This is a genomic window from Sulfitobacter maritimus (assembly GCF_013346665.1).
GTDB lineage: Bacteria > Pseudomonadota > Alphaproteobacteria > Rhodobacterales > Rhodobacteraceae > Sulfitobacter > Sulfitobacter maritimus.
On the sequence record NZ_JABVBB010000032.1, the window covers coordinates 76,874 to 99,312 of the forward strand.

Genomic DNA, 22,439 nt, shown 5'->3' on the forward strand with positions numbered 1-22,439 from the left:
TTTCCTTCAGAATGCCCTTATATCTGCAGGTTACTCTTCCCGCAGGCTTTTGAAAATGGCTTCGGACAACGGATCCAACATGTATTGCAGCACGCTGCGCTCCCCCGTCAAGATGACCACGTCCGCAGGCATGCCGGCGGTCATACCTTCTCGGATTTCATCCGTCAGGTTCTCGTCGGGCACTTTGATCCGGGCCAGATAGTAAGGCGGCTCATTGGCATCTTTGGTGGTCACAACATCCGTAGAGATCGACAAAACTTCGCCCAGCACCAGCTTCGACAACCGCGCCTTGAAGGCCGAAAACCTCACTTCGGTTTCAAGCCCCGGGCGCACGTTGTCGACATCCACAGGGGCCACGCGCGCATCGATGAGAAGCGTTTCGTCACTGGGCACGATCTCCATGAGAATTTCACCCGAGCGGATGACGGAACCGCGCGTGGTGACAGCAAGGCTTTGCACTTTCCCGGTGGTAGGCGCTGTGATCGTTGTCCGGCGCATCCTGTCTTGAGCCACTGTCAGTTTTTCATTGATCTCGGCAAGCTCGGATCGCGCGGTTTTCAACTCGCTGTTTGCCCGTTCGCTGTATTCTTGTTTGAGCTTGAGAATGTTCAGGCGCGCTTCCCCCGCGGCCGCTTTGACTTGAGCAATATCCGACATGGCGGTGCCGATGCTGGCTTCAATCTGGATGACTTCATCTTGCATATCGGAGAGGCGATTGCTTTCGATCACCCCACGTTCTTCGCCGGTGCGCATGCGTTCAAAAAGCTCGCTGCGCAACTCGAAGCGCTTTTCCAATGCCGCGAGCTGGACTTCATAACCCTCGGCCTGTCCGCTTAGCTGCTCCGCGCGGTATTCCAGGATTTCTGTCTGAGACAGGAAGATAGAGCGGCGATCATTAAAGATGTTGCGCTGCGCCTGTACGGCGCTTTTGACGTTGGGATTGTCGGAGGCGAGAAGCTCCGCGGGAAAAGAGACTTCTTCTTCAAAAGTCTGTTCGGCGAGCAGCCGCGCAATCAGGGCTTCCGACGTTGCCCGCCGCTGCTCAAGCACCGCGATCTCGGAATTGACTTGGATATTGTCGAGGACGATCAGTGGATCGCCTTGTTCCACGAAGTCGGCTTCACGCACCAGGATCTCCTGAACGATGCCGCCCTCGAAGTGCTGGACGACTTTCCGGTCGCTTTCCAAGGCGACAACGCCTGGAGCAACGACGGCACTGGCGATGATGCCGAAGTAAGCCCAAGTCCCAAAGACCCCGAAGGTGATGAGCAGGATGATATAGCCGGCGAAAGAGTACTTTCGCGGATTGGCCATCTTCGTAAGTCGGCTTGAGGCCGTTGCTGATGTCGCCACGGGCGTATCCTAAATATGTTGTCGCGGGGCTGAGCAGAAGAGCGGCTTTGCCTCTCAGGCAAGGACGCCTCCCTCTTCCCTTATTGCTAGATGAGATCCTGCCGAAAACCTATAATTTGGCGGTCGACAGTGAAACTGTTTGGGGCTGCTTTTGCTGAGGGGGCTGCTGAGGCTGCAAGAGCTCTTTAGTCGGAACGAACCGCTGCACGGTACCCTCCCGCAAGATCAAGGTGTAGTCGGTCGCACTGAGAATATTGGCCTTATGGGTAACCAAAACGATCGATTTGCCTTCGCTTTTGAGCTGGGCCAGACACCGCGCTAGGGCTTCTTCGCCTTCACTGTCCAGATTGGAATTGGGCTCATCCAGAACCACCAGACAAGGATTGCCGAAGAGCGCCCGCGCCAGGCCAACTCTTTGCCGCTGGCCGCCCGAAAGCCGGCCACCGCCGTTCCCGATCTGTGTGGCATAGCCATCGCTCAAGCCAGAGATCATTTCATGCGCGCCAGCGCGTTTGGCCGCGGCGATGATGTCGTCGTCTGTTGCACCATCTGCAAAGCGAGAAATGTTTTCTGCCACGGTGCCTGCAAAGAGTTTTACGTCCTGGGGCAAGTAGCCGATGGCTTGTCCTAACTGGTTGCGGTCCCAGTGCGAAAGTTCGATCTTGTCGAGACGAATGGCTCCGCTGATCGGCTCGCCTACGCCAACCAAATGACGTGCCAGGGTGCTTTTGCCCGAGCCACTTGGCCCGATGAGCGCAAGTGTGTGGCCGGCCGGCAAATCAAAGTTGACTGAGCGCAAAATCGTGTCGCGGGTACCAGGCACAACGGTGGTAACCCCTTCCGCCGTAAGGTGGCCCTTGGGCTTTGGCTGTTGCAGACGTTTGGGCTCATCCGGGACCGCATTAAAGAGCTTTTTCAAACGGGCATTGGATTGACGCGCAGCAACAAATTCTTTCCACTGGCCAACCGCTTGCTCAACGGGGGCCAAAGCGCGGCCCATGACAATGGAGGCCGCAATCATGACGCCGGGAGAAATTTGCCCCCCCATTGCAAGGTAAGCGCCCGTCCCGAGAATGGCCACTTGAAGGCCCATGCGCACAAACTTGGAGCTCGACATGACAGCGCCAGCCCAGTCACTTGCCTGCGCTTGAGACACGAGCATCCCATTGCGCTTGACCTTCCAGCGCTCCGCCAAAGCATCTTGCATGCCCATGGCCCGAATGACTTCAGCGTTCTGCATTGTCGCTCCTGCGAACTCTGAGGCTTGCTGGCCTTCATTGTTGGCCGACAATAGCGCGTTCCGGGTTAGATACTCGTTGAGCAGAGCCAGGACGAAGATCACCACGGTACCGCTCAGAGCCACCCAGCCCAACCACGGGTGGAACGCAAAGCACAAAGCGAGGAAAATGGGGGTCCAGGGGACGTCAAAAAATGCCAATACGCCCTGGCCGGTGATAAAGCTGCGCACCTTGTCTGCATCCCCCAAAGCCGAGCGCGCTCCGCCATTTGGGTTGACCAATTGCATGCGCGCCACGCGGTCAAAAAGCGGGCGCGACAGAATGCTGTCAAATTGCAGGCCGGCGCGCACGAGCATGCGCGAGCGCACAAATTCCAACATGCCGTAGGTGATGAGAAGAGCGACCGCGATCACGGTGATCACCACAAGCGTCATCTCGTTCCGGCTGGCCAACACCCGATCATAGATCTGGAGCATGTAGAGCGGCCCCACGAACATCAGCAGATTGACGAAAAAACTGAACAGGATAGTCGCGCCGAAGATCGCACGAAACTTCCTGTAGGCTTTTTGGAGCGGGTTGGGGGCACTCATTGGGGGGTAACATCTCTCACTGCCGAACGTATTTGTCCCGCTATAAAGGCTTTTTCGCGTAAGGTCACGCATCCTGTCTGCGGGTCCTATCGCGAAATCGACCTGATGTGAATTCGCTTAAAGAGGCTTGCTGTTGAAAATGCGTCAATGGGCGGGTTCAGGACAAGTCAGCCCAACAGGCCGCCAGAAAAATAAGACAGAATATTAGAAGGTTACGTAGCCTTAGTGAATTTTAGCCTGTCGCACTCCAGCAACCTGGACACAAAGCGCACAGGTCAGGCTCGGCGAATTTTTGCACACGCAAAGCCTTTTATTCTTAGGCAAAATATCGCCCCTGTGGCATGCTTGCAGCCTTTACCGCTTCTGGCGAACTTGTGGGGATCCTAACGTCTTGGTCTTTGCGCCAAGGATGCTATGGTGGCGCAAAGGATTTGCTTGATGTCTGATGTTATTCGCTTCCCCCACCTGATGAAGTCCCGTGCGCAATCGGTTCTTGACCTGAGCGAGACGCCGGCTGCGGCGGATGACGTCAAGATGTCCGACATCTATGGTGGGGCAGGGGACATGGCAGCACCTGCTGAGCCGGCCTGTGGGTCTGATGCCAATATCTCTTTTCTGCAGCAGTCAGATAATCTGGCGGTGCCGACTATGGGGTGGTCCAACCAGGAACTGGCGGACCTTTATCGTACGCAGCGCATTCTGGCGCAGGCCGGCGTCACGACGGAGGTTGATCGCGGAATAACCGATGAAGGCGACCCGTGGTTTGTCTTTCTGGACGCTCAAGGGGAAGTGCTAGTTCACTTCAGCCGGTTTGACGGGATCTATCTCGTCAGCAGCCAACTGCAAGAGGCGCCCATCAAGGGCGATAGCCTGCAAGATCTGGTTACCCAATTCTCCAACCGGGTGCGCCCCGTGGAAAGCTTCGGACGCGGCGCGCCCAATGTTGTCTCAATGGGCAAACGCCACCGGGATGTGATCTTCATTCATCCCGCGGCCGCTCTCGCAGCTTTGGTGTGGTCGGTCTATCTGATGTCAGACGAACTGGTCGCCGCCACCCCGATGATCATCGCCGATGACGCGGAAGGACCAAGCGGCCTCGAGGATGGAAAAGCCATGATGCATGCGCCTGAAACATCACGGGAGGCCCTTGAGAGTCCGGAAGGTGAGGCGCAAAAGGCCCCGGCCGCCGTTTCTGCTCTGGAGTTTGGCAAGCAAGGCATGGCCGCTTCCGCCAACCGGGATGGCTTGATGGTGGGCCTTTCGGGGCAAAGTGCAAAAGCTGTGGGGGTCAGCCTCAGCTTTGTCGCTCTTGCCGCAGGTCTCCCGCTTCCTGCAAGCAATGCGGCCGAGATTGTCGACGACACGTCCGGCCCCTCGGAGCTGAACCTCGAGAAGCTCTCTGCAGCAGTTGCTGAAGTCAAAGCGAAAGAGAAAGCCCTTCTGCTGGCCTCGGACACGCCCGATCCAGAAGCGCGCACCATAGAAGCCGCCACTGCGACCGACGAAACCAAACTGGCCGGCGCGCTCAACATCACCCTCGACACGGAAGCCCCTGCAGTTGTTCAGTTGCCAGGACCCGCGCCTGTCACGGATACTCACGAACTGTCGATGCAGACACTCGCGCTGCCGTCAAACACGGGACCCCGCGAGGAAGCTTCCGCTCCGGCAGACGAAACGGCTGAACCCTCTGCTGAAGACACGCAAACCGCATCGGCCAGCAGTTCGGCGACGGTCGCGAAAGAAAACAGTTTTCTTCAAAATTTTGATGCTGCTTTCAAAAGCTTTGAGATCACCAACCTCGACAGGCTCGCCCAGGATGATCTTTTCAAGCTGCTCAATACCGAAATCGCGTCAGAAATTCCCGATACCTTGGAAGCCCCAGGTCCTACCACTCTTGAAGAGGCGCTTCGTTTTGAAGCGTTTGACCAAGAGGCGCGTGTTTATCTGGACTTTCTGCTGCAGACCTATAGCAATGTGAAGGTTGTGAACCTGCCCACGGAAATCATCTTTATTCATATGGATGCCTTCAATGATTCCAGCGGCTCGGCTGAAATCTACGCAAAAAGCTGGTCATTCGAAGACGGCGGCACGATTTCCACCATCGGGCTGAAGAGCGATCTGATCGAGTTCGACCTGATCGCTTAAATTCGGCGAAAGTTCCTTTGCGGGGCCGCTGTCTTTAAAATCGAGCCGTCTTTGAACGTCGCGCCATCATCGGCTTTTCCTCCTATGCTCACGCACAGTCGGTTCGCGTAAAAGACACAGTGCTGCAGGCTTCGCGAGCGGCATTCCTTCTTCATATCGCTGATCGAAGCGTATCTTCAAAAGTATCCGCCCGGCGCAGGCGCTGTGTTTGATACCGATATAGCGTTGAGAGGGTGTCCATCATTGATAGTGGACATCATGTCATTTTTGGCGGCGCATTCGTTTTTTGATTTGTCGTTTCTCCCAACCGTCCCCGAAGAGGTTAAAGGTTTCGAAGATACTGAGGCCATGGGAGAGCAAGCCAATGCCCCAGCCGAACGCGGCCCAAAGCACCCAAAAATATCCTCGGGTAAAGAACAGGTTTATGATCGTCAGGCCGGTGATCACTACGGCAAAGACAAGCAGATGTATGTAGAATGCCTTGATGTCACGGACATACTCCATGGCTTCTTTCTCTTCGGCTGAGAGTCTGGGCAATTCGGGATGTTCTTCGGGGGGCATTTGCTGTTCCTTCCGTAGATTCTCAAAATCGGTTTCGAGAACAGAGGCGATGCATTTCAACGTTTCTGGGCTGGCAGTGGCGCCGCGCTCAATCCGCTGCAACGTGCGCGTGCTGATGCCGGCCATATGCGCGAGCTGTTCTTGCGACAGCCCTTTTTCCAGACGTAATTTTCTGACAATCACAGGCGCTCACCTTCCATTCTGGTGCTCAATCTGAGGCCCTGGCGAGAAGGAGACCACGACATGAACACGACAATGTAGCGACATTCATGCGCCAACGGATCGGTTGGAATGCTCACGATGCCGCCTTCCAGACCCACGGCATGAGTTCATCGATACGATGATCTTGTGATCAGGTAAACGTCGGAGGACCCATGTGAGCCCTGCCTCGGGATTGACATCGATACATGGAACTGGAAGCAAAGTCTGATCGCCAAAGCCGCATAACCGCGGTCTACGCCGGATGCTTACTTCGTTAGCTGCACATTGTCCGAATGACCGTTTGTGCAAGATCCTATAACCTGGCGTCAGATCGGAGACCAACAGCATCGGCAAGTTATGGTCACGCCATCCGCCAATTCTTGCCTTATTTTAGTTCAACAATGGCTTTACAAGATCAGCACTGGAGCCAAAATGAAACGCCACTGGAAAGCCGACCTCACTCTCATGGTCGGATACAGCCTTGTCGCTGTAGTACTCATATCCCTTACCTTCTACACTTGATGTATAGGGTGGAATGATCCTTTCCCCCATCGACCGAAATCTTCCCGCGTACAGGTAGTGGCTTGTTCGCGGGACCACCAAGTAGCCGATAAGGTATACTTCGTAGTCTCGCCATTGGTACCGCAGTTTACGCGGCTTGACTGTCGGTTCCTTGTGGCAACGCTTTCCTGTTCCACGGCAGCAGCTCATCCAACTTGTCGATCTTGTGGTTGTGGATGCGGTCGAGCCAAAGTTTCCGCACCTGCTTCGGCCTCTGCAAAGAGCCAGTTCTTTCGCCTAATATTGATTGATCGCAGAGCTCTCTCCACTGGATTGTTGTCGATGGCCACGCGACCGTCGTGTGTGGACGCCCCCATGAATGCAAGCACTTTTCTTGACACGATCGGGCATGTGATCAGGTGCAGTCGTGTGTCCGGCCTCAAAGTTGCGGCCTTTCAAACGCCGCGAGCCCTTATGAAGATATGCAGGTCGGGTCCAGTTCGGATACCCGTGCTCGGTGGCACATCGTCCGGAATAATGGGTCTCCCAACCTGGTCTCATGACCGTTTGCCCTCACGTAGGCAGGTGGGATCAGCCGGATTTCGTGGCCAAGATCGCCTATTGCCCGGCCCCAGTGATGGGCACTTGCGCAAGCTTCCATGGCTACCACGCAAGGCTGGTGATGACTCAGGAATGTCAACAGCTGCGCACGCGATAGCTTGCGCCGGAATACAACGGAGCCGTCCGCCCTGGCGCCATGGGCCTGAAATACGTTCTTGGCCAAATCCAGGCCGATGATGCTAACCTCGTTCAAGGACGCTCTCCTCGTAGAAGTGTTTCAACACCCGCTACCTTGGCACATTTCGATGCCGCCGGGGGGCGTCCACCCCATCGGATACCTTCAAAACGTTCGGCAAGAGGCTTGATAAAGACGAGAACCACTTGTTTTGCGCGCATCAACGTCACATTCCGGCCAATTTATAATTTTGCCCAAAACTTTACCTAGGGTAAACTGGTGAAGCTGCTTTTTACTTGGAAACCGTGCTGCCGGAATCGCCTTTTAGCGCTTGATTATGTTACTTTTTTACCGGTTTCGGCGGAATCAGGAGATTCGAACCATGAAACCTACAGTTGTTGTCATTGACCGCCGGTGCATTTTTTCCGAGTGTCTTTGTGAATTCTTAACGTCAAGTCTGCCCGAAGTTAGAGTTTTATCCGTTAACAATGCAAGCCAAGCTGCTGAGATTGCTTTTCTTCCCGTCACTTGCGCACTTGTGTCCGAAGCCAGTGACATTCCGGCCATGCGACAGACGTTTCCCAACGCGGCGTTTTTGCTGCTGTGCGATGGCAGAGGGGACCAAACGCCTGATCCAAAAATGCCTAAGATCATGCTCGACATGCCGCGCCCCGTTTTTGCCGAGATGGTCCGCAGTGCAGCTCGCCAGGGCTGCGTCAATGCCTTGGATCCTGTCTTGTCCGCCACGGATCACGCAGTGGCCTTGAACGCTGTAGAAGATGCTGGCGAGCCTGCAAAGACAGCCGCTTGCGCAGCCGGGCTTTCGGATCGAGAGACCGAAGTCTTGGCCGCTCTCAAGCGTGGCCTGTCCAACAAGGTTATCGCCTATGAGATGGAGTTGAGCGAGAACACCATCAAGATCCATGTCCGAAACGTCATGCGAAAGCTTGGGGTCACCAACCGGACCATGGCGGCACTTTATGAAACAATGGATATCACCGAAGCGATGACTTCCGAACCAAGGCATTGACCGACGCGAGATCAGGTCTCTGACAGTCTCGCACGCGCCTCAATCCTCGCGGAACGCGCGAGACATACTGTCTCTTAGAGGCTGTGTAAGATAATTGAGGAATGTGCGGTCAGCGGTGCGGATCTGGATTTCAGCCGGCATGCCAGGACGTGGTGTGAAATCGCGTGCCCGCAGCTCTTCGCCCGCGTGGAGTGCCACACGCACCAAATAGACATCGCCAAACTCACCTTGTCGAAGGCTATCCCCAGGCAGGGCGTCTGCCGAGACATAGTCTACGTACCCTGACAGGACCGGCGTAACGCGCTGATTTAAGCCCGTTAAACGAATGCTTGCTTCCTGTCCCGGGCGCACGACGTCGATATCTTTGGGCTGCACAATCGTCTCGATCACCAGTTCTTCTCGCAGGGGCACGATTTCGGCGACGACCTGCCCCGCTCTAATGACTCCGCCTGGGGTGTATCTGTTCATTGTGACCACGATCCCCTCTACAGGTGAGACGATATTAAGCCGGTCCAAAACATCCCGGGCCTGGCGCATCTGTTCATCAATATCGTCGATCTGACTGCGCACCTCCTGCAGGCTTTCGAGCCCGAACCGCACTACGTCGGTTCTGACGCTTTCGGCCGCGGCATCGAGGCCCGCCATCCGTTCGGTTGTTTCTGCGGCTTCGGCTTTAATCCGCGCTATCCGAGAAATATGCGCCGATTGCGCGCGCTCCACCGCAAGCACCGAGGACCGTGGGGTCAGGCCGCGCTCAAATAACGTGCGCTTGGCTGCCACCTCTTCGGTGAACAAGCCAGCCTGAAGTTGCAGCGCGTTCAGTTCTTCTTTCATCCCACCCAGGCGCCATTCAAGCGATGTGCGGTCGTGAGAGATCGCAGTCAGGTCTGCATTTACCGTCTCGCGGCGTGCGTCGAATACCTCCTGCTGTTCGGCCAGCGCTGCGCGGATCTCGGCCTCATTGGAGGCTGCGAGGATCTGGTCTGGGTAATCGAGCGTTTCGCGCCCCTCAACCTCGGCCATCAGCCGCGCCTCCATCGCCCCCAGACGCAGTCGCGACAGTCTCAAGCGCGCGAGATCGGCCTCTGCAGCCGTTGCACTCAGGGTGAATAGGGTCTCTCCCTCGGTAACAACATCCCCTTCTGCAACATGGATCTTTTCGATAATTCCGCCCTCGAAGTGCTGCACGGTTTTGTTTTGGCCTGTCGTAACGAAGACCCCACCGGAAACCACCGCTCCGGCGATTGGCGCTGTTGCAGACCACCAGCCGAAACTCAGAAGTCCGGCGAGCATGACGGCATAGCCAAAGAGCGTTGCCCCTCGGGCGGTGCGGGGTACGTCAGAATAGATGGCGTCCAGATCGGGTACTGCGGTCATTGGGCTTCACCTTCATACATTTGCGGTGACGTGGCGGCGGGTGGCAGTGACTTGCCCTGCAGCCACGGCAGGATTTCGGACTGCGGACCCATTATCTTCACGCTCCCTTTTTCGAGCACTAGGATCTTATCGACATTGCGCAAGAGCGACGGGCGTTGCGTGACCGCAACGACCGTGATGTCGCGGGCTTTAGCTCGGGCGAGCGCGGCCGCCAGCGCCCGTTCTCCAGCTGTATCGAGATTGGAGTTCGGTTCGTCGAGCACGACCAGTCGCGGATCGCCGAAGAAGGCCCGCGCCAGACCGATCCGTTGCTTCTGCCCGCCTGAGAGCGGTGCGCCGTCCATCGACACGAAGGTCTCGTAGCCCCCAGGTAGCTGCGAGATCAGCCCGTGGACATCGGCGATCTCGGCGGCGTCGAAGATCGCCTCATCGCTCGCATCGCTGCGCATGCGGGCAATATTGGCTTTCACCGTACCGGGAAAGAGCTGTACGTCCTGCGGCAGATAGCCGATCGAGGCGCCGAACTGGCGTAAGTTCCAGTTGCGCAAGTCCATCTGGTCGAGGCGTACCCCGCCAGCGGTTGGCATGATTGAACCCACCAGCATCCGTGCCAATGTACTTTTCCCCGCCCCCGACGAACCAACGATGGCCAGGGATTCCCCAGGCTTAAGCTCGAAAGAAATGCCGTTGAGGATCACCTTCTTTTGCGGTGGGGGGACGTATAGGACGCGCTCGACGGTCAAGTGACCTTTGGGCCGTGGCAACTCCAGCCGGGAGATGTTGAGCGGTGAGTTCTGCAGCAAGTAGCGGATGCGATCATAGGCTGAACGGGCCGATACGACGTTCTTCCAGCCTTCGATTGCACCCTCAATCGGCCCGAGCGCACGTGCGCCGATGATCGAAGCTGCGATAATCATACCCGCACTCAAACCGCCTTGCAAAGCAAGGTAGGCTCCCCATCCGAGAATGGTTATCTGGGTGATCAGCCGAACAAATTTCGATACTCCCGCGGCCAGCACATTGCGCTCCTGCGCCAGAACCTGTGCCTTGAGCGAGGCGGCTGTTTCGCGGCCCCACAACACCACACACTCAGGCGTCATGCCCATTGCGTTAATGACCTGCGCATTTCGGGCCAGCGCGTCGGCCTGCAGGTTTGCCCGCGCCGCATTGACGTTGGCCTGGGCAAAGGGAATCGCGGTGAAGCGCTTCGTTAGCCACGCGATCAAACCCAGGAGAAGAGCTGTTACCGTGACGATATATCCAAAATGCGGGTGAATGAGGAAGAGCGTTCCCAGATAAAGGGGCGCCACGGGCAGGTCGCACAGCGTCATCAGCGTTGAGCCAGTGATAAAGCTGCGGATCTGTTGCAGATCACCGAGCCGTTGGAACTCCATCGGTGAGCCGTTCTGCGAAGCGCGGGCGGCAGCCGCGAGGACTGGCGCGCCGAGACGGCTTTCGATCTGAGCCGCGGTGCGCATCAGCACAGTCCGACGGGCCACGTCAATGAGAGAATGAGCAAACAGCAGCCCGACGATAATGAGCGTCAGCATCATCAGCGTATCAAGGCTGCGGCTCGACAGGACGCGGTCCGAGACCTGAAACAGGTAGACAGGGACTGCTAGCAGCAACGCGTTAACGATGAAAGAAAAGATGACGACGGTGATGATGTTGGCCCGGAACGCCGCTTGCGATCGACCGAGCGCGGCACGAAAATCCTCGTCCGCCTGCCGCCGCTGGAGGGGTGGCTTCTTGGGTGTTATTGTATTTATTGGTGCCTGACACGCCGCTTTGCGTGGTTTTGAGGCAGGCGCCGTGTCATGTAACTGAGCGCCCTCTTGGCCGTTTTTTTTCTCGGAGATGGATGGGGCCTCGTTATCTCCGGGCAATATCCCCAACAGGTCAGCGGCGCGCAGGTTGTCGATCATTCGCGCAACCTCAGGTCGGCGCAGCAAGCCGGGCTCGAAAACGGGGACGGGCGTATCGTTATGTCCGGTCATGCCATTATTCCGCTCATCATGTCGTCTCCTGCATGCATCGGGATAAAGTTGAACTGGCCGTCGGCGTCGGGCTCAGTCACGAGGTCGGGATCAAGAAAGGCGATGACTTCACTTGCAAGCGTTTGGGCATCCACCGTACGCACGTCTTGGTCCTCGGCCAGAATGTTGGTTTGGATCATCATCTCGTCGTCGTAATGCTCACCCTCAACCATCGCGACATTGCCCTGTCCACGAACGTCGAAGATCTGCGCGACATTCGCGGCCGTGTTACCGCCGGTCGAAAGCGACATCTCCCCCACCCCGAGCTGCAAGGCGGCGTCGGCGTCGTGGATTTCATTGGTCTGGTGGATCGCGTTAACATCAAGATAGTCACCCTCGACAAAAAGAACCCGTAGCGGCATGTTGCCACCTGCTGGAACCGCTAGATCGGGTGGGTCGTCGAGCGTCCCTTCGCGTCCTGTAAGGACATCAAGGAAATCCCACGCGCCATCGGTAACAGATGTGAAAATATCGGTGCCACTGCGATGGATCCATGCCTCGTTCCACAGCGTGTTGCCCCCGCCGAGGGTTGCGGCGGTTCCCTCTGCGCCGGTGCCGATCACGCGCATCGTGTCGTCATCAATCACCATGTTGTCTTGAAATATCATGTTGGCGCGGACCATATCACCGCCCACGAAAATCACGTCGTAATAGTCGCGCAGAACTGTCAGATCGCTCATGCTGACACTTTCGTTTTCGCCCAACACGAAGCGCTGAAAACCCGTTTCGGCATGTTGTACAGAAAGGTCGCCGTCGCGGATCATATTGTGCTGGATCAGCATGTTAAAATCGACGAGATCGCCTTCGACCACATCCACGTTCCAACGCGGCGCGAGGGGAACGGCGCTCACAGCGCCGGGCGCGATTAACGACAGATCAGTCTGAAAATGGGCAAGATTGGTCAGCACATTGGTGCCCGCAGTCAGCGGGTTCACTGGTCCTGCAAGATGTGCCTCGTCGACATCTGACAATATGTTGGTCTGCCAGATCACCGACAGGTCATGAACATTTCCCATCACAACGAGTGTGCCGCCGACGTCGTTGGTATCGCGGATCGTGGCCGAGGACAGCGCGAGATTGCCGCCGAGTTCGGCCTCCATCCCCGGTCGTTCGAGCCCGTTTCGCCCCTCCGTTTCAAGATCAAGGCTGTCCCCGCTCTGCACGGTCGACCCGAGATCGGTGGCGGATACCAAATCTGGATCGGAAGGGCGGTCATTTTTGCTGAAATCAGGGCGCTCGGGGGGCGTATCGGTCAACACGCCGTTGAGCCAGATGCCCTCGCTCTCAACGGCCAGCGTCGCAAGCCAGCTTTCTGAACCCTCCGCCTCGGGGTCTCCCGTCTGCGCGGCATCCACCTGTGCGTCGAGCACGACCCGAAGAGCTGCAGGGAAGGTGACTGGGTCGGCGATTGTGTCGCGCAGGCTTACAAGTTCAGCTGCGACCTCAGGCAGGTTGGGATCCTCCAAAAGCGTGGCACGGCGCGCGTTGGTATCCACATCAGCCCAACTGGGCCGTCCGGCTTCGGGGTTTTCAAGGATCGTGTCGCCATCCTCGAGGACATTGAGCTGGCGGATATGAATGAGCTGCGATCCAATGGCGAAATACTTGATGGTAATCACATAGTCCGACATCGCAGCGGATGAGCCCGACGCATAGCTATGTGGCAGAAAATAGGGGGCGCTCTCGGCCAATCTGGCCGAAGGCAGCATCGGCACGTTTGAGGCAAAGTTCGGGGTTTGGAGCGAAGAGGGTAGGGCGTTGGCCGCAGGGAGCGGGAGCGCGGCACCGGCAGTTTGGGCTAGCAAAACTGGGTCGGAAGGTGGTGGCAGAGGTTGTTCAGGAATGAGCGACAGATCAATGCCAAGGTCGGGAGCCTTACCTTCCAAAAGGGGCTTTATGCGTTCTTCGTTCTCGAGAAGCCGCAGATAGCCCGCGAAACGTTCGATATACTCGCCGACATCATCCATCTGAATCGTGCCCTTCTCGAAAAGTCTTACGAGGTGGAAACGAACCGGCGGGGGCTGACCCCCGCCGGGACGAGTGGTTTGTTGTTAGACGTCGTCCGCATCCCCGGTGTCGGAGGAGGCACCGCCGACAACCGATGTCTCGGCTAGGTTGTACTGGATGTTGGCACCCAGCGTCAGGTTCATGGTGAACGCCTCTTGGGTCAGCGCCACATCCGCTGAGGTCATGGATTGAACGTCCATCGAGTCATGACCCGGACCACCAGCAGCGTCTCCAGCGTTGAAGTCCTGCATCGAGGCAGTGCCGCCATTCGCGGTTGCGGTCTGGTAGAAGCCGCCGCCATTCCCGGGCCCGCCATCGCCAGCGTCAGCCGGATGCGCATGGTACGCAGCATCTCCATCGCCGCCTTGGCCGCCCGTGCCGCCCGGTGAACCGCCATTGTAGATCACATCCGGATTGCTCACGCTATCGTTGTCGGTCAGATTGTTTGTCTGATCGAGCGAGAACGCCATATCGTTGCCTGAGCCATTCAGGGCATCGGCCAGCAAGCTATCGATGTCGAAGTCGCCCAGGTTGTCGAAATCGACCAGGTCGTTGTCTTGGTCATTGTCGTCGTTGCTATCTACGTTTCCGACATTCTGCTGGCTGTTGTCAGTATTGTCGGTATCGCGGCGATTGTTGTCATTGTCGTCGTTGCTATCTACGTTTCCGACATTCTGCTGGCTGTTGTCAGTATTGTCGGTATCGCGGCGGTTGTTGTCGTTGTCGTCGTTGCTATCTACGTTTCCGACATTTTGCTGGCTGTTGTCAGTGTTGTCAGTATCACGCCGGTTGTTGTCGTTGTCATCGTTGCTATCTACGTTTCCGACATTCTGCTGGCTGTTGTCCGTGTTGTCGGTATCGCGCCGGTTGTTGTCGTCATCCGACTGGTTCACACGGGATCTGACCGCATTGGCCTGATTGTCACCACTATTGCCCTGATCGGCGTCGATTGCGTCATCGTCGCGGACTGCAGTGGCGGCGGCACCGAGTGCTAGGGCGACGGCATTGTCATCATCAATAAGAGACATCTTTTTACTCCGTTTGTGGTCGGAGACGGTGATCACGGCCTCGCAGCGGCTATCTCATCTGCGACAGACCTAGCTCTCCGTTTCCCTGTTCACCGCGGCTGGCTTGCCGGCCCCCTCATGGGGTCGAGCCCCGCGGTAGGGGAAGCATGCGTCACTTCTGTCCAATCTAACGAGACGCCAATTAGGGTCTTAACCGCCGTCATATAGGGTTAACCCTAATGGGTGAGTGGCTGCAGCGGGGTTTGGAAAACGCCAAGACACTTTTGCTTTGGCAAGAATGAAAGATCTCTAGTCTGCGGGGTTTGCGTGCTGTTCCAGCCGCGGCAGCAGAGCCCAAAGTCGCTAATTAATGCGTCCCAGTTCGGTGACCGCCGAGAGTTGCGGCGGTCACCTTTGCACCGTTGCCGATCACGCGCATCGCGTTCTCATCAATCACCACGTTGTCTTGAAATATCATGTTGGCGCGGACCATATCCCCGCCCGCGAAAATCACGTCGCAATAGTTGCGCAGAACCGTTGAACCGTTGAACCGTTGAACCGTTGAACCGTTGAACCGTTGAACCGTTGAACCGCTAATGCTGACATTCTCGTTTACGCACAACACAAAGCGCTGAAAACCCGTCTGGGCATGTTGTATCAAAAAGGGGCGCCGTCGCGGATCACATTGCGCTGGATAGCATGTTGAAATCGACGAGATCGCCTTCGACCACATTCGAGCGCAGCGCGAGGGGAACGGCGCTCGCGGCGCCGGGCGCGACAACATCCATCTGTATCGCACCCTCCTCGAAAGATCCTTACAAGGTGGAAACGAACCGGCGGGGTCTGACCCCCGCCGGGACGAGTGGTTTGTTGTTAGGCGTCGTCCGCATCCCCGGTATCGGAGGAAGCTCCGCCGACAACCGATGTCTCGGCTAGGTTGTACTGGATATTGGCACCTAGCGTCAGGTTCATGGTGAACGCCTCTTGGGTCAGCGCCACATCCGCTGAGGTCATGGATTGAACGTCCATCGAGTCATGACCCGGACCACCGGAAGCGCCTCCAGCGTTGAAGTCCTGCATCGAGGCAGTGCCGCCATTCGCGGTTGCGGTCTGGTAGAAGCCGCCGCCATTCCCGGGCCCGCCATCGCCAGCGTCAGCCGGATGCGCATGGTACGCAGCATCTCCATCGCCGCCTTGGCCGCCCGTGCCGCCCGGTGAACCGCCATTATAGATCACATCCGGATTGCTCACGCTATCGTTGTCGGTCAGATTGTTTGTCTGATCGAGCGAGAACGCCATATCGTTGCCAGAGCCATTCAGGGCATCGGCCAACAAGCTATCGATGTCGAACTCGCCCAGATCATCGAAATCGACTAGGTCGTTATCTTGGTCATTGTCGTCGTTACTATCTGTGTTTCCGACATTCCGCTGGCTGTTGTCAGTATTGTCGGTATCGCGTCGGTTGCCGTCGTTGTCGTCGTTGCTATCTACGTTTCCGACATTTTGCTGGCTGTTGTCAGTATTGTCGGTATCGCGTCGGTTGCCGTCGTTGCTGTCGTTACTATCTACGTTTCCGACATTCTGCTGGCTGTTGTCGGTGTTGTCAGTATCGCGCCGGTTGCCGTCATTGCTGTCGTTGCTATCTACGTTCCCGACATTTTGTTGGCTATTGTCGGTATTGTCGGTATCGCGCCGGTTGCCATCGTCATCCGACTGGTTCACACGGGACCTGACCGCATTGGCCTGATTGTCACCACTATTGCCCTGATCGGCATCGATTGCGTCATCGTCGCGAACCGCGGTGGCAGCCCCCGCAAGTGCTAGGGCGATGGCATTGTCATCATCAATGAGAGACATTTTTTTACTCCGTTTATGGTCGGAGACGGTGATCACGGCCTCGCAGCGGCTATCTCATCTGCGACAGACCTAGCTCTCCGTTTCCCTGTTCACCGCGGCTAGCTTGCCGGCCCCCTCATGGGGTCGAGCTCCGCAGTAGGAGAAGCATGCGTCACCTCTGTCCAATTTAACGACACGCCAATTAGGGTCTTAACCGCTGTCATATGGGGTTAACCCTAATAGGTGAGGGCTGCTGGGAATTTGGAAAAACGCTAAGACTGCCTACACTTTTGCTTTGGCAAGAATGAAAGATCTCTAGTCTGCGGGGTTTGCGTGCTGTTCCAGCCGCGGCAGCAGAGCCCAAAGTCGCTGATTGATGCGGCCCAGTTCGTCGACCACTTCCGTGATCTTGGCCAGCCGAGCCGCATCGATAGGGCGGGTTCGGCCGAAGCTCAACCGCTTGCGGCTCTGTTCGACCCGCATTGAGCGGGTGGAAATCGGACGCCCTGCAGCGTCGAACTCGTAGGAAGCATGTTGCAGGTCGTTGCGCACCCTGCCGCATTTTTCGAGCGCGGTCAGAATATCATCCATTTCGCGCCGCAGATCCACGTCCGAAACCCGTACGCGGGTTAGCCGCGACACAAGGTCAGAACGCGCGCGCGCTGTGTTCAATGTGCCATACACCAGCGCTGCGGACACATCATCAGTCCGCAAAAGCACCATCATTAGATAGATCAAGACGCTCTCATTGTTCGACCATGACATGCTTAGCGCGCCAATCAGGGTCATGAGATGCTCGCGTTCGACAGCGCCGACCTCCGCCCTCGCGTTCATCTCGGTGAAATTGGGCGGTTGCGGAAGATCCCGTCTGGGCATGCTACGCTCCTGTCAGCGCGAGTTCGTCCTGTATGCTACACTGGTTTTGCCCATTCACAAAATCCGAGATTCGCAAGAAGGGGATCACCTTGCTGATAGGTGCGATGAATACCGCTGCAGCGCGTAGGCGCGCGACGCGCCTTCTCAGGCCGTATGTCGAACGCGCGGCCTGGGCAGGCGGCCCCTTGAGTGAAGCCGATTGGCTGACGTCGCGGTGTATCGGCTTCCTTGTCGGCGCGATCAACAGGATCGTCGCACAGGACAATCTTGAGGAGGAGGGGGTCTTCGCTGTTCAGCTTGGTGTCTGGGAAGATCTGACCTGTGCCGCACCTAGTCTGTTCGCCACACGTCTTTATCTGCTGTCCTCGGAAGGCGACATCGACATCCGCGAAGGTCACATCGCGGGCGCATTTTTTGCGGATGCGCTGTTGTCAGGCGACGAAGAGGTTGCTCGCACAGCGTGGGACGCGTCCCTCGGCGATCTAGGCTCCGCCAGATAGGCGAACTCGACAATTACTGTATGTTTAGCTCGCCGATCCGCTCAAGACCCGCTTGCCAGAATGTTGAAGTAGCAAGCGTAATCTGCTCAAGGCCATCGCCCAATTCCGGCATGTGTTCGGCGGCAAAAATGCCTATCCCGAAGGCGCAGAGAGTCAACAAAGTGACCAGTAGCTTGCCCGGTGCGCGTTTCGACAGTTTCGTGGAACCTTTTGCTCCCGCCCCCAACCGATCTTCGACCCGTTCAAGCATCTGAGCGATACGCGCCACCTCCCCGGTGGTAGATCCTTCAACAATCCGTCCTTCAAGCGTCGCCATGCGGCGGCGCAGGTCTTCGAACGCCTCTGTGAGGATCCGGGCGGGACTGGGCTCCCCCGCTGAGCCCGCCGATGCGGCAGGGTTGCGAGAGACCGGCTCAACAGCCGGGCGTTTGGGCGGAACGGGAGGCGCTTTGGCAGACGTATCGTGAACGACTTGGGCTTGCATGGATGCCTCCTTTAAAATGCCTTAGGCGAAATCGTAAAGATGTGAACAGAGCGTCTTTCGGCCAACAGGCCGCGACTCCACCTCTATGCTCTAAAGTGACCGCAACTGCCCCTGCGCGGCAATTGATACGATCGGGCTACTCCCTATAGGTAGGGGGCAACGACACCCCAAGACGCAGGTCGTAAGGCCGGCATCGGCTACGTGGCCCCCGACACTGTATTGCTGTCATCAAATCCACCGTTCCGGTGGCTATACTGCGGTCTTGTCTGCGAAGCCGAAAAACGAGCTGATCATCTTCAGCCCGAAGTTTCGCATGAGACTGGGCGCTTTACGACAATCCGCACTCCTAAAGCATTGCGCCTTAAACGATGCCCCGGGCGAGAAGGGAGGGGGTAGTCAGGTGTTGCAGCCCTGTGCTTAACATTGCAAACGCACCCCATAACAGCCCGCCCTGCGGCGCATTGCGCTGAATTTTCGAAAGTAAGGTGAAAACGTGAAAGTCCTGAGATCCGGAAAAATCCTTGTCATATGCGCCTTGCTAGCTGGTCTCCCGGCTTGTGGCTTCACGCCGGTTTACGGCACAAATTCTGAAACAGGAGCAATCCTTTCCGACATTGAGGTGGCCGCTCCAAACACCCGTGAAGAATATTTCCTGGTGCGCGACCTCGAAGAACAGCTCGGCCGAAACCTGAGTGCCAAGCATATCCTTAATTACGATATTGAGCTGTCCGAGCAAGGTCTTGAGCTTGCCGGGGCCAGCCGATCTCACGTGTTGGGGCGCGTAAGCTACCAGTTGATCTCCAAGAGCACTGGACAAACCATTGCCTCTGGCGCGGTGGAGTCTTTTACGTCATTTCTCACCAGAGACAATCTGAGCGTAGCTGCTCAACGTGATGCAAGCGAACGGCTGATCAAAATTCTCGCAGACAAGCTCACCACGGATATTTCCCTCAAGCTACTCATGTAACCGGCGGTTGGTCCAAGCCTCTTTTCAGCCGTAAGACGAGCGCGGCAGAGCCGCTGATGCTCAGAAATGGTCTGCCCGTAGAAGGCTAATATGTTCGAAGGAGGATCTAATATGCGCTCTTATCCCTGCTTGCGACGCCCTATTCTCGCCCAGTTTTTTTGATCTAGCCTGATCAATCCGCCCGGACCCGGAGCCGGATTCATGTGCTATAGGAAAGAGACCGATGGGCCCGATCTACACTTTCGACGACGTCATCGACATGTTGCGCCGCCGGTCGCGGGCAATCATCATGGTCATTCTGTTGGGCAGCATTGCATCCGTCATCAGCGCCTTGTCAGCGCCCCACGTCTATCAATCATCCGAAGTCATCCAGATCAAACTGCCAAAAGTCTCTAATGATCTTGCCCCCTCGACGGTTGAAGGCTCTCCAATGCGCCGCCTGCTGTTGATCGAGCAGCAGTTGATGGCGCGAGGAAATATCATTGATGTCATCAAAAAACATGACCTGTATAATGATATGCCAGCTTTGCGCATGAGCGACAAAGTCGAGCTCCTGCGAGGCTCGATCACCATCACAGGGGCTGGGTCCACAGGTGAGGGCTATGAGAATGACGGGATCCTCTCTACCTTATCTTTCACTGCCCGGATGAATGATCCTGCCGATGCGCAGGCCGTGGCGCGAGACTTCGCTGACCGTACCCGCAGCCTGTCGATCGCGCAGCGCCGCGAGCAGACCCTTGGAACCTTAGAGTTTCTTCAACGCCAAGAAGAAAACCTGATCCGCGACATTGCCACCCTTGAGGCCGAGCGTGCCGATTTCCAAGCAGCCAACGATCTGGCGTTGGAAGGTAGTCTTCTGTTTCGTCAAAGTGAAATCGGCAACCTAAATGAAGCGATCCTCACATTGGATCGGGAGATTGTTGCCACCCGCCTGGCCCGCACAAGGGTTTCTCCGAACGCGCGGGAGGCCACCATCGCCCGCAGGCAAGCTGAACTCGATGCAACGCTGGAAAACCTCTCGACCCAGCGAGACCAACTGGTGGAGCGACGCGATGCTCTGAACAGCAGCCTGCAAACTTCTCCTGAAGTTGATCGAGAGCTGGCCCGGTTCGAGCGGCGCTTGGAGCAGTTGCAAAATCAGCTGGTGATCACAACCGGGCGCCGCAGTGCAGCAAACGTGGGGGCTTCGCTGGAAATCGATAAACGCAGTGAAGAATTGATTACACTCGAAGCCGCTGAACTGCCGGAATATCCGATTACATCCAGTCGTACGATCATCGCTGCTATCGGCGGGGTGGGAAGCGTAGCTCTGTCTCTTATCGTCGCTTTCGTTTTGGAAATCCGCCATCCAGTTTTGCGCACCGCTCAACAAATAACCCGTGAAACTGGGATCACACCCTTGATCTCTATTCCCGATATCAGCGCGCCTGAGAAAGCAAACGTTTGGAAACAAGCTTGGGAGAAGCGTTCGAAAGCCGGATTGAAGGGGCGTGCGTCTCGCCGAGCACACAAGAAGGCACGGCCTAGCTGATCTTTTGATTTGCGGCCAGGGCTCGCTTGTTAGCCGCTACCTTTACTCCGATAGATGATGCAAGAAAAGTGAATCGAAACGTTCGACCGAAGCGTGGCGAATAAGGCCCTGATACGCGACGTGCCCACCCGGACCTTAACGGTGCGACGTTTCAACTCCTGCCGCACGCTGCGCTCCATCGGGTTGGAGGTGCGCATGCGGCGTCGGTGGTTTTTTGGCAAGGTGAAGACGGTGAGACCCTCAGGGACATTCTCCTCCAGCCATGCAGCAAGTTTCGGCGCTGTATCGCGATACTCGGTGACCAATTCGGCCAAGCTGGTTTCGGCCTTGACGAGGGGGGCCGCGTTCCAGATCTCGCGGAGTTCGGCACCGATGCGTTTGCGACCGGCAAGGTTCGGCGCGTGATGGATGGCATTTTGGGCGAGGTGAATTGACAATCTCTTCATCAGGCTTCCTTCATGCCAAAAGGACGAAGGGTAGCCGGTTACAGATTGCCTCGCAGCAGCACGTCACAGGGGCGGGCGGATAAAATCGGAACGGATGGACGCATAAACCGGAAACGGTGGGCGGATCACCCCGGAATACGCAGTGTGACGATAAGACCGGACAACCGATCTTGCACGTAGTCGCGCAGGGCGGGTTGAGGGTGAGCTTACTCGCTTTTGGCCGCTTAGCTGCACGATCAGCATGCCATTGTGCATTGATCGCACGCACGATATTCGAAGTCTCCGCCACGGGTTGCCGAATTGCGCCTGATCTCTCGAGAGATCGTGCTGGGCGATCTCCTAAGCTTGCGCGCTATGGCGCGGTCACCTGTGCCCCTCGCGCACTCCAAAGCTATTTCCTCACGTTCTGCGAAGGAAAGGCTACGGTTCTTCGATAAGGGCGCCGATGGCGCAAGATGTGTGGGAGGCATTCCATCAGAGCTCCGAAACCATCAGGTTCCAACAGGGGCAGAGACACCGGCATCAACGGCGGCATCCTCACTGGATAGCCCCTCTGTAAAGGCCCGCCAGAACCGGCATAGATTCTCACGTTGCCAGACTGGCGGCCTTCCTGGAGAGTTTAATTTGTCCCGAGTCGAACGTTCGGACCTTCGTTTGCCTGTTTTTGTCATCTACACCTCCATCAAAGGGGTGTTGCGACGACCGGTTGAAACCGCCCAGTATGTGTCAATCCGCTATACCGAACGTCTGGCTGAAGCCGGGATCGAACCCTCGGTGGGCAGTGTAGGTGACAGCTATGACAACGGGCTGGCAGAGACGATCATCGGCCTCTTCAAAGCGGAGGCCATTCACCGGTTGGGGCCGGCCGTGGAAGACCGCAGAGGCGGTCGAGTGGGAAACTCTGAAATGGGTCGATTGGGGATATGTCACGCCGCATGAAGCAGAGGAGATGTTCTATGCAACCTTAAACTCAAATGAAAAAGCAGCCTAACATGCGAACCAAACGCTCTCCGGTAA

The 22,439-nt window shown here is 56.8% G+C and carries 17 protein-coding genes and 4 pseudogenes; 6 read left to right on the forward strand and 15 right to left on the reverse strand.

The window, feature by feature from the left end:
• Positions 1-30 precede the first annotated feature (30 nt).
• Both HTT03_RS09630 and HTT03_RS09635 read right to left on the reverse strand, forming a co-directional pair.
• Complete coding sequence (locus tag HTT03_RS09630) at positions 31-1,353, reverse strand: HlyD family type I secretion periplasmic adaptor subunit (RefSeq protein ID WP_343035776.1); 1,323 nt, start codon at positions 1,351-1,353, stop codon at positions 31-33.
• 109 nt (positions 1,354-1,462) lie between these two features.
• Entirely contained in the window at positions 1,463-3,253 is a 1,791-nt protein-coding gene (locus HTT03_RS09635; protein ID WP_246253432.1) for a type I secretion system permease/ATPase, read from the reverse strand.
• A gap of 366 nt (positions 3,254-3,619) precedes the next feature.
• Here HTT03_RS09635 and HTT03_RS09640 point away from each other — a divergent pair, with 366 nt between their 5' ends.
• Complete coding sequence (locus tag HTT03_RS09640; protein ID WP_174859631.1) at positions 3,620-5,326, forward strand: relaxase family protein; 1,707 nt, start codon at positions 3,620-3,622, stop codon at positions 5,324-5,326.
• 261 nt (positions 5,327-5,587) lie between these two features.
• On the opposite strand, the gene HTT03_RS18900 is transcribed toward HTT03_RS09640, so the two are convergent.
• The 3 genes and pseudogenes from HTT03_RS18900 to HTT03_RS09655 all read right to left on the reverse strand — a co-directional run.
• Positions 5,588-6,070, reverse strand: a complete 483-nt coding sequence (locus HTT03_RS18900) for a 2TM domain-containing protein (protein ID WP_174859632.1) — start codon at positions 6,068-6,070, stop codon at positions 5,588-5,590.
• A gap of 667 nt (positions 6,071-6,737) precedes the next feature.
• Positions 6,738-6,948 (reverse strand): annotated as a pseudogene (locus HTT03_RS09650) (IS66 family transposase); the annotation flags it as partial.
• Between the two features lie 212 nt (positions 6,949-7,160).
• A pseudogene (locus HTT03_RS09655) lies at positions 7,161-7,403 on the reverse strand (IS110 family transposase); the annotation flags it as partial.
• Between the two features lie 259 nt (positions 7,404-7,662).
• On the opposite strand from HTT03_RS09655, the gene HTT03_RS09660 reads away from it, so the two are divergent.
• Positions 7,663-8,355, forward strand: coding sequence for a helix-turn-helix transcriptional regulator (locus HTT03_RS09660; RefSeq protein ID WP_174859633.1), 693 nt, complete (start codon positions 7,663-7,665; stop codon positions 8,353-8,355).
• Between the two features lie 39 nt (positions 8,356-8,394).
• Here HTT03_RS09660 and HTT03_RS09665 read toward each other — a convergent pair whose 3' ends face one another.
• The 7 genes from HTT03_RS09665 to HTT03_RS09695 form a co-directional block, all read right to left on the reverse strand.
• Positions 8,395-9,732, reverse strand: a complete 1,338-nt coding sequence (locus HTT03_RS09665) for an HlyD family type I secretion periplasmic adaptor subunit (RefSeq protein WP_174859634.1) — start codon at positions 9,730-9,732, stop codon at positions 8,395-8,397.
• The gene (locus HTT03_RS09670) at positions 9,729-11,729 is read right to left on the reverse strand and encodes a type I secretion system permease/ATPase (protein WP_174859635.1); all 2,001 of its coding nucleotides are present in this window, start codon (positions 11,727-11,729) and stop codon (positions 9,729-9,731) included. Before HTT03_RS09670 ends, HTT03_RS09665 begins: the two co-directional genes overlap by 4 nt.
• Positions 11,726-13,735, reverse strand: coding sequence for a hypothetical protein (locus HTT03_RS09675; protein ID WP_174859636.1), 2,010 nt, complete (start codon positions 13,733-13,735; stop codon positions 11,726-11,728). Before HTT03_RS09675 ends, HTT03_RS09670 begins: the two co-directional genes overlap by 4 nt.
• Before the next feature lie 84 nt (positions 13,736-13,819).
• Positions 13,820-14,803, reverse strand: a complete 984-nt coding sequence (locus tag HTT03_RS09680) for a hypothetical protein (RefSeq protein ID WP_174859637.1) — start codon at positions 14,801-14,803, stop codon at positions 13,820-13,822.
• A gap of 346 nt (positions 14,804-15,149) precedes the next feature.
• The gene (locus HTT03_RS09685; protein WP_174859638.1) at positions 15,150-15,443 is read right to left on the reverse strand and encodes a hypothetical protein; all 294 of its coding nucleotides are present in this window, start codon (positions 15,441-15,443) and stop codon (positions 15,150-15,152) included.
• Positions 15,444-15,655: 212 nt separating this feature from the next.
• Complete coding sequence (locus tag HTT03_RS09690) at positions 15,656-16,639, reverse strand: hypothetical protein (RefSeq protein ID WP_174859639.1); 984 nt, start codon at positions 16,637-16,639, stop codon at positions 15,656-15,658.
• Positions 16,640-16,933: 294 nt separating this feature from the next.
• Positions 16,934-17,494 carry a hypothetical protein gene (locus tag HTT03_RS09695; protein ID WP_174857897.1) on the reverse strand — a complete coding sequence of 187 codons (561 nt, stop codon included), beginning with the start codon at positions 17,492-17,494 and terminating at the stop codon, positions 16,934-16,936.
• 185 nt (positions 17,495-17,679) lie between these two features.
• On the opposite strand from HTT03_RS09695, the gene HTT03_RS09700 reads away from it, so the two are divergent.
• A complete protein-coding gene (locus HTT03_RS09700; RefSeq protein WP_174857898.1) occupies positions 17,680-17,994 on the forward strand; it encodes a hypothetical protein in 315 nt (104 codons plus the stop codon).
• Positions 17,995-18,007: 13 nt separating this feature from the next.
• On the opposite strand, the gene HTT03_RS09705 is transcribed toward HTT03_RS09700, so the two are convergent.
• Complete coding sequence (locus tag HTT03_RS09705; protein ID WP_174857899.1) at positions 18,008-18,478, reverse strand: hypothetical protein; 471 nt, start codon at positions 18,476-18,478, stop codon at positions 18,008-18,010.
• Between the two features lie 493 nt (positions 18,479-18,971).
• On the opposite strand from HTT03_RS09705, the gene HTT03_RS09710 reads away from it, so the two are divergent.
• Both HTT03_RS09710 and HTT03_RS09715 read left to right on the forward strand, forming a co-directional pair.
• The gene (locus HTT03_RS09710; RefSeq protein ID WP_174857900.1) at positions 18,972-19,445 is read left to right on the forward strand and encodes an LPS assembly lipoprotein LptE; all 474 of its coding nucleotides are present in this window, start codon (positions 18,972-18,974) and stop codon (positions 19,443-19,445) included.
• A 223-nt stretch (positions 19,446-19,668) separates the two neighbouring features.
• The gene (locus HTT03_RS09715; RefSeq protein WP_174857901.1) at positions 19,669-20,976 is read left to right on the forward strand and encodes a GumC domain-containing protein; all 1,308 of its coding nucleotides are present in this window, start codon (positions 19,669-19,671) and stop codon (positions 20,974-20,976) included.
• Positions 20,977-21,005: 29 nt separating this feature from the next.
• Here the strand turns inward: HTT03_RS09715 and HTT03_RS09720 are convergent, their stop codons facing one another.
• Both HTT03_RS09720 and HTT03_RS18975 read right to left on the reverse strand, forming a co-directional pair.
• Positions 21,006-21,422 carry a transposase gene (locus tag HTT03_RS09720; protein ID WP_217482684.1) on the reverse strand — a complete coding sequence of 139 codons (417 nt, stop codon included), beginning with the start codon at positions 21,420-21,422 and terminating at the stop codon, positions 21,006-21,008.
• A 149-nt stretch (positions 21,423-21,571) separates the two neighbouring features.
• Positions 21,572-22,093: pseudogene (locus tag HTT03_RS18975) on the reverse strand (transposase); the annotation flags it as partial.
• 43 nt (positions 22,094-22,136) lie between these two features.
• On the opposite strand from HTT03_RS18975, the pseudogene HTT03_RS09730 reads away from it, so the two are divergent.
• Positions 22,137-22,413, forward strand: a pseudogene (locus HTT03_RS09730) (IS3 family transposase); the annotation flags it as partial.
• Between the last annotated feature and the right edge of the window lie 26 nt (positions 22,414-22,439).

Excerpts from the sequence above, each read along its gene's own strand:
- HTT03_RS09705 (WP_174857899.1), bottom strand. The coding sequence starts at position 18,478 with ATGCAAGCCCAAGTCGTTCACGATACGTCTGCCAAAGCGCCTCCCGTT.
- HTT03_RS09690 (WP_174859639.1), bottom strand. The coding sequence starts at position 16,639 with ATGTCTCTCATTGATGATGACAATGCCATCGCCCTAGCACTTGCGGGG.
- HTT03_RS09660 (WP_174859633.1), top strand. The coding sequence starts at position 7,663 with ATGTTACTTTTTTACCGGTTTCGGCGGAATCAGGAGATTCGAACCATG.
- HTT03_RS09665 (WP_174859634.1), bottom strand. The coding sequence starts at position 9,732 with ATGACCGCAGTACCCGATCTGGACGCCATCTATTCTGACGTACCCCGC.
- HTT03_RS09680 (WP_174859637.1), bottom strand. The coding sequence starts at position 14,803 with ATGTCTCTTATTGATGATGACAATGCCGTCGCCCTAGCACTCGGTGCC.
- HTT03_RS09635 (WP_246253432.1), bottom strand. The coding sequence starts at position 3,253 with ATGCGTGACCTTACGCGAAAAAGCCTTTATAGCGGGACAAATACGTTC.
- HTT03_RS09695 (WP_174857897.1), bottom strand. The coding sequence starts at position 17,494 with ATGCCCAGACGGGATCTTCCGCAACCGCCCAATTTCACCGAGATGAAC.
- HTT03_RS09670 (WP_174859635.1), bottom strand. The coding sequence starts at position 11,729 with ATGACCGGACATAACGATACGCCCGTCCCCGTTTTCGAGCCCGGCTTG.
- HTT03_RS09675 (WP_174859636.1), bottom strand. The coding sequence starts at position 13,735 with ATGGATGATGTCGGCGAGTATATCGAACGTTTCGCGGGCTATCTGCGG.
- HTT03_RS09715 (WP_174857901.1), top strand. The coding sequence starts at position 19,669 with ATGGGCCCGATCTACACTTTCGACGACGTCATCGACATGTTGCGCCGC.
- HTT03_RS09640 (WP_174859631.1), top strand. The coding sequence starts at position 3,620 with ATGTCTGATGTTATTCGCTTCCCCCACCTGATGAAGTCCCGTGCGCAA.
- HTT03_RS09720 (WP_217482684.1), bottom strand. The coding sequence starts at position 21,422 with ATGAAGAGATTGTCAATTCACCTCGCCCAAAATGCCATCCATCACGCG.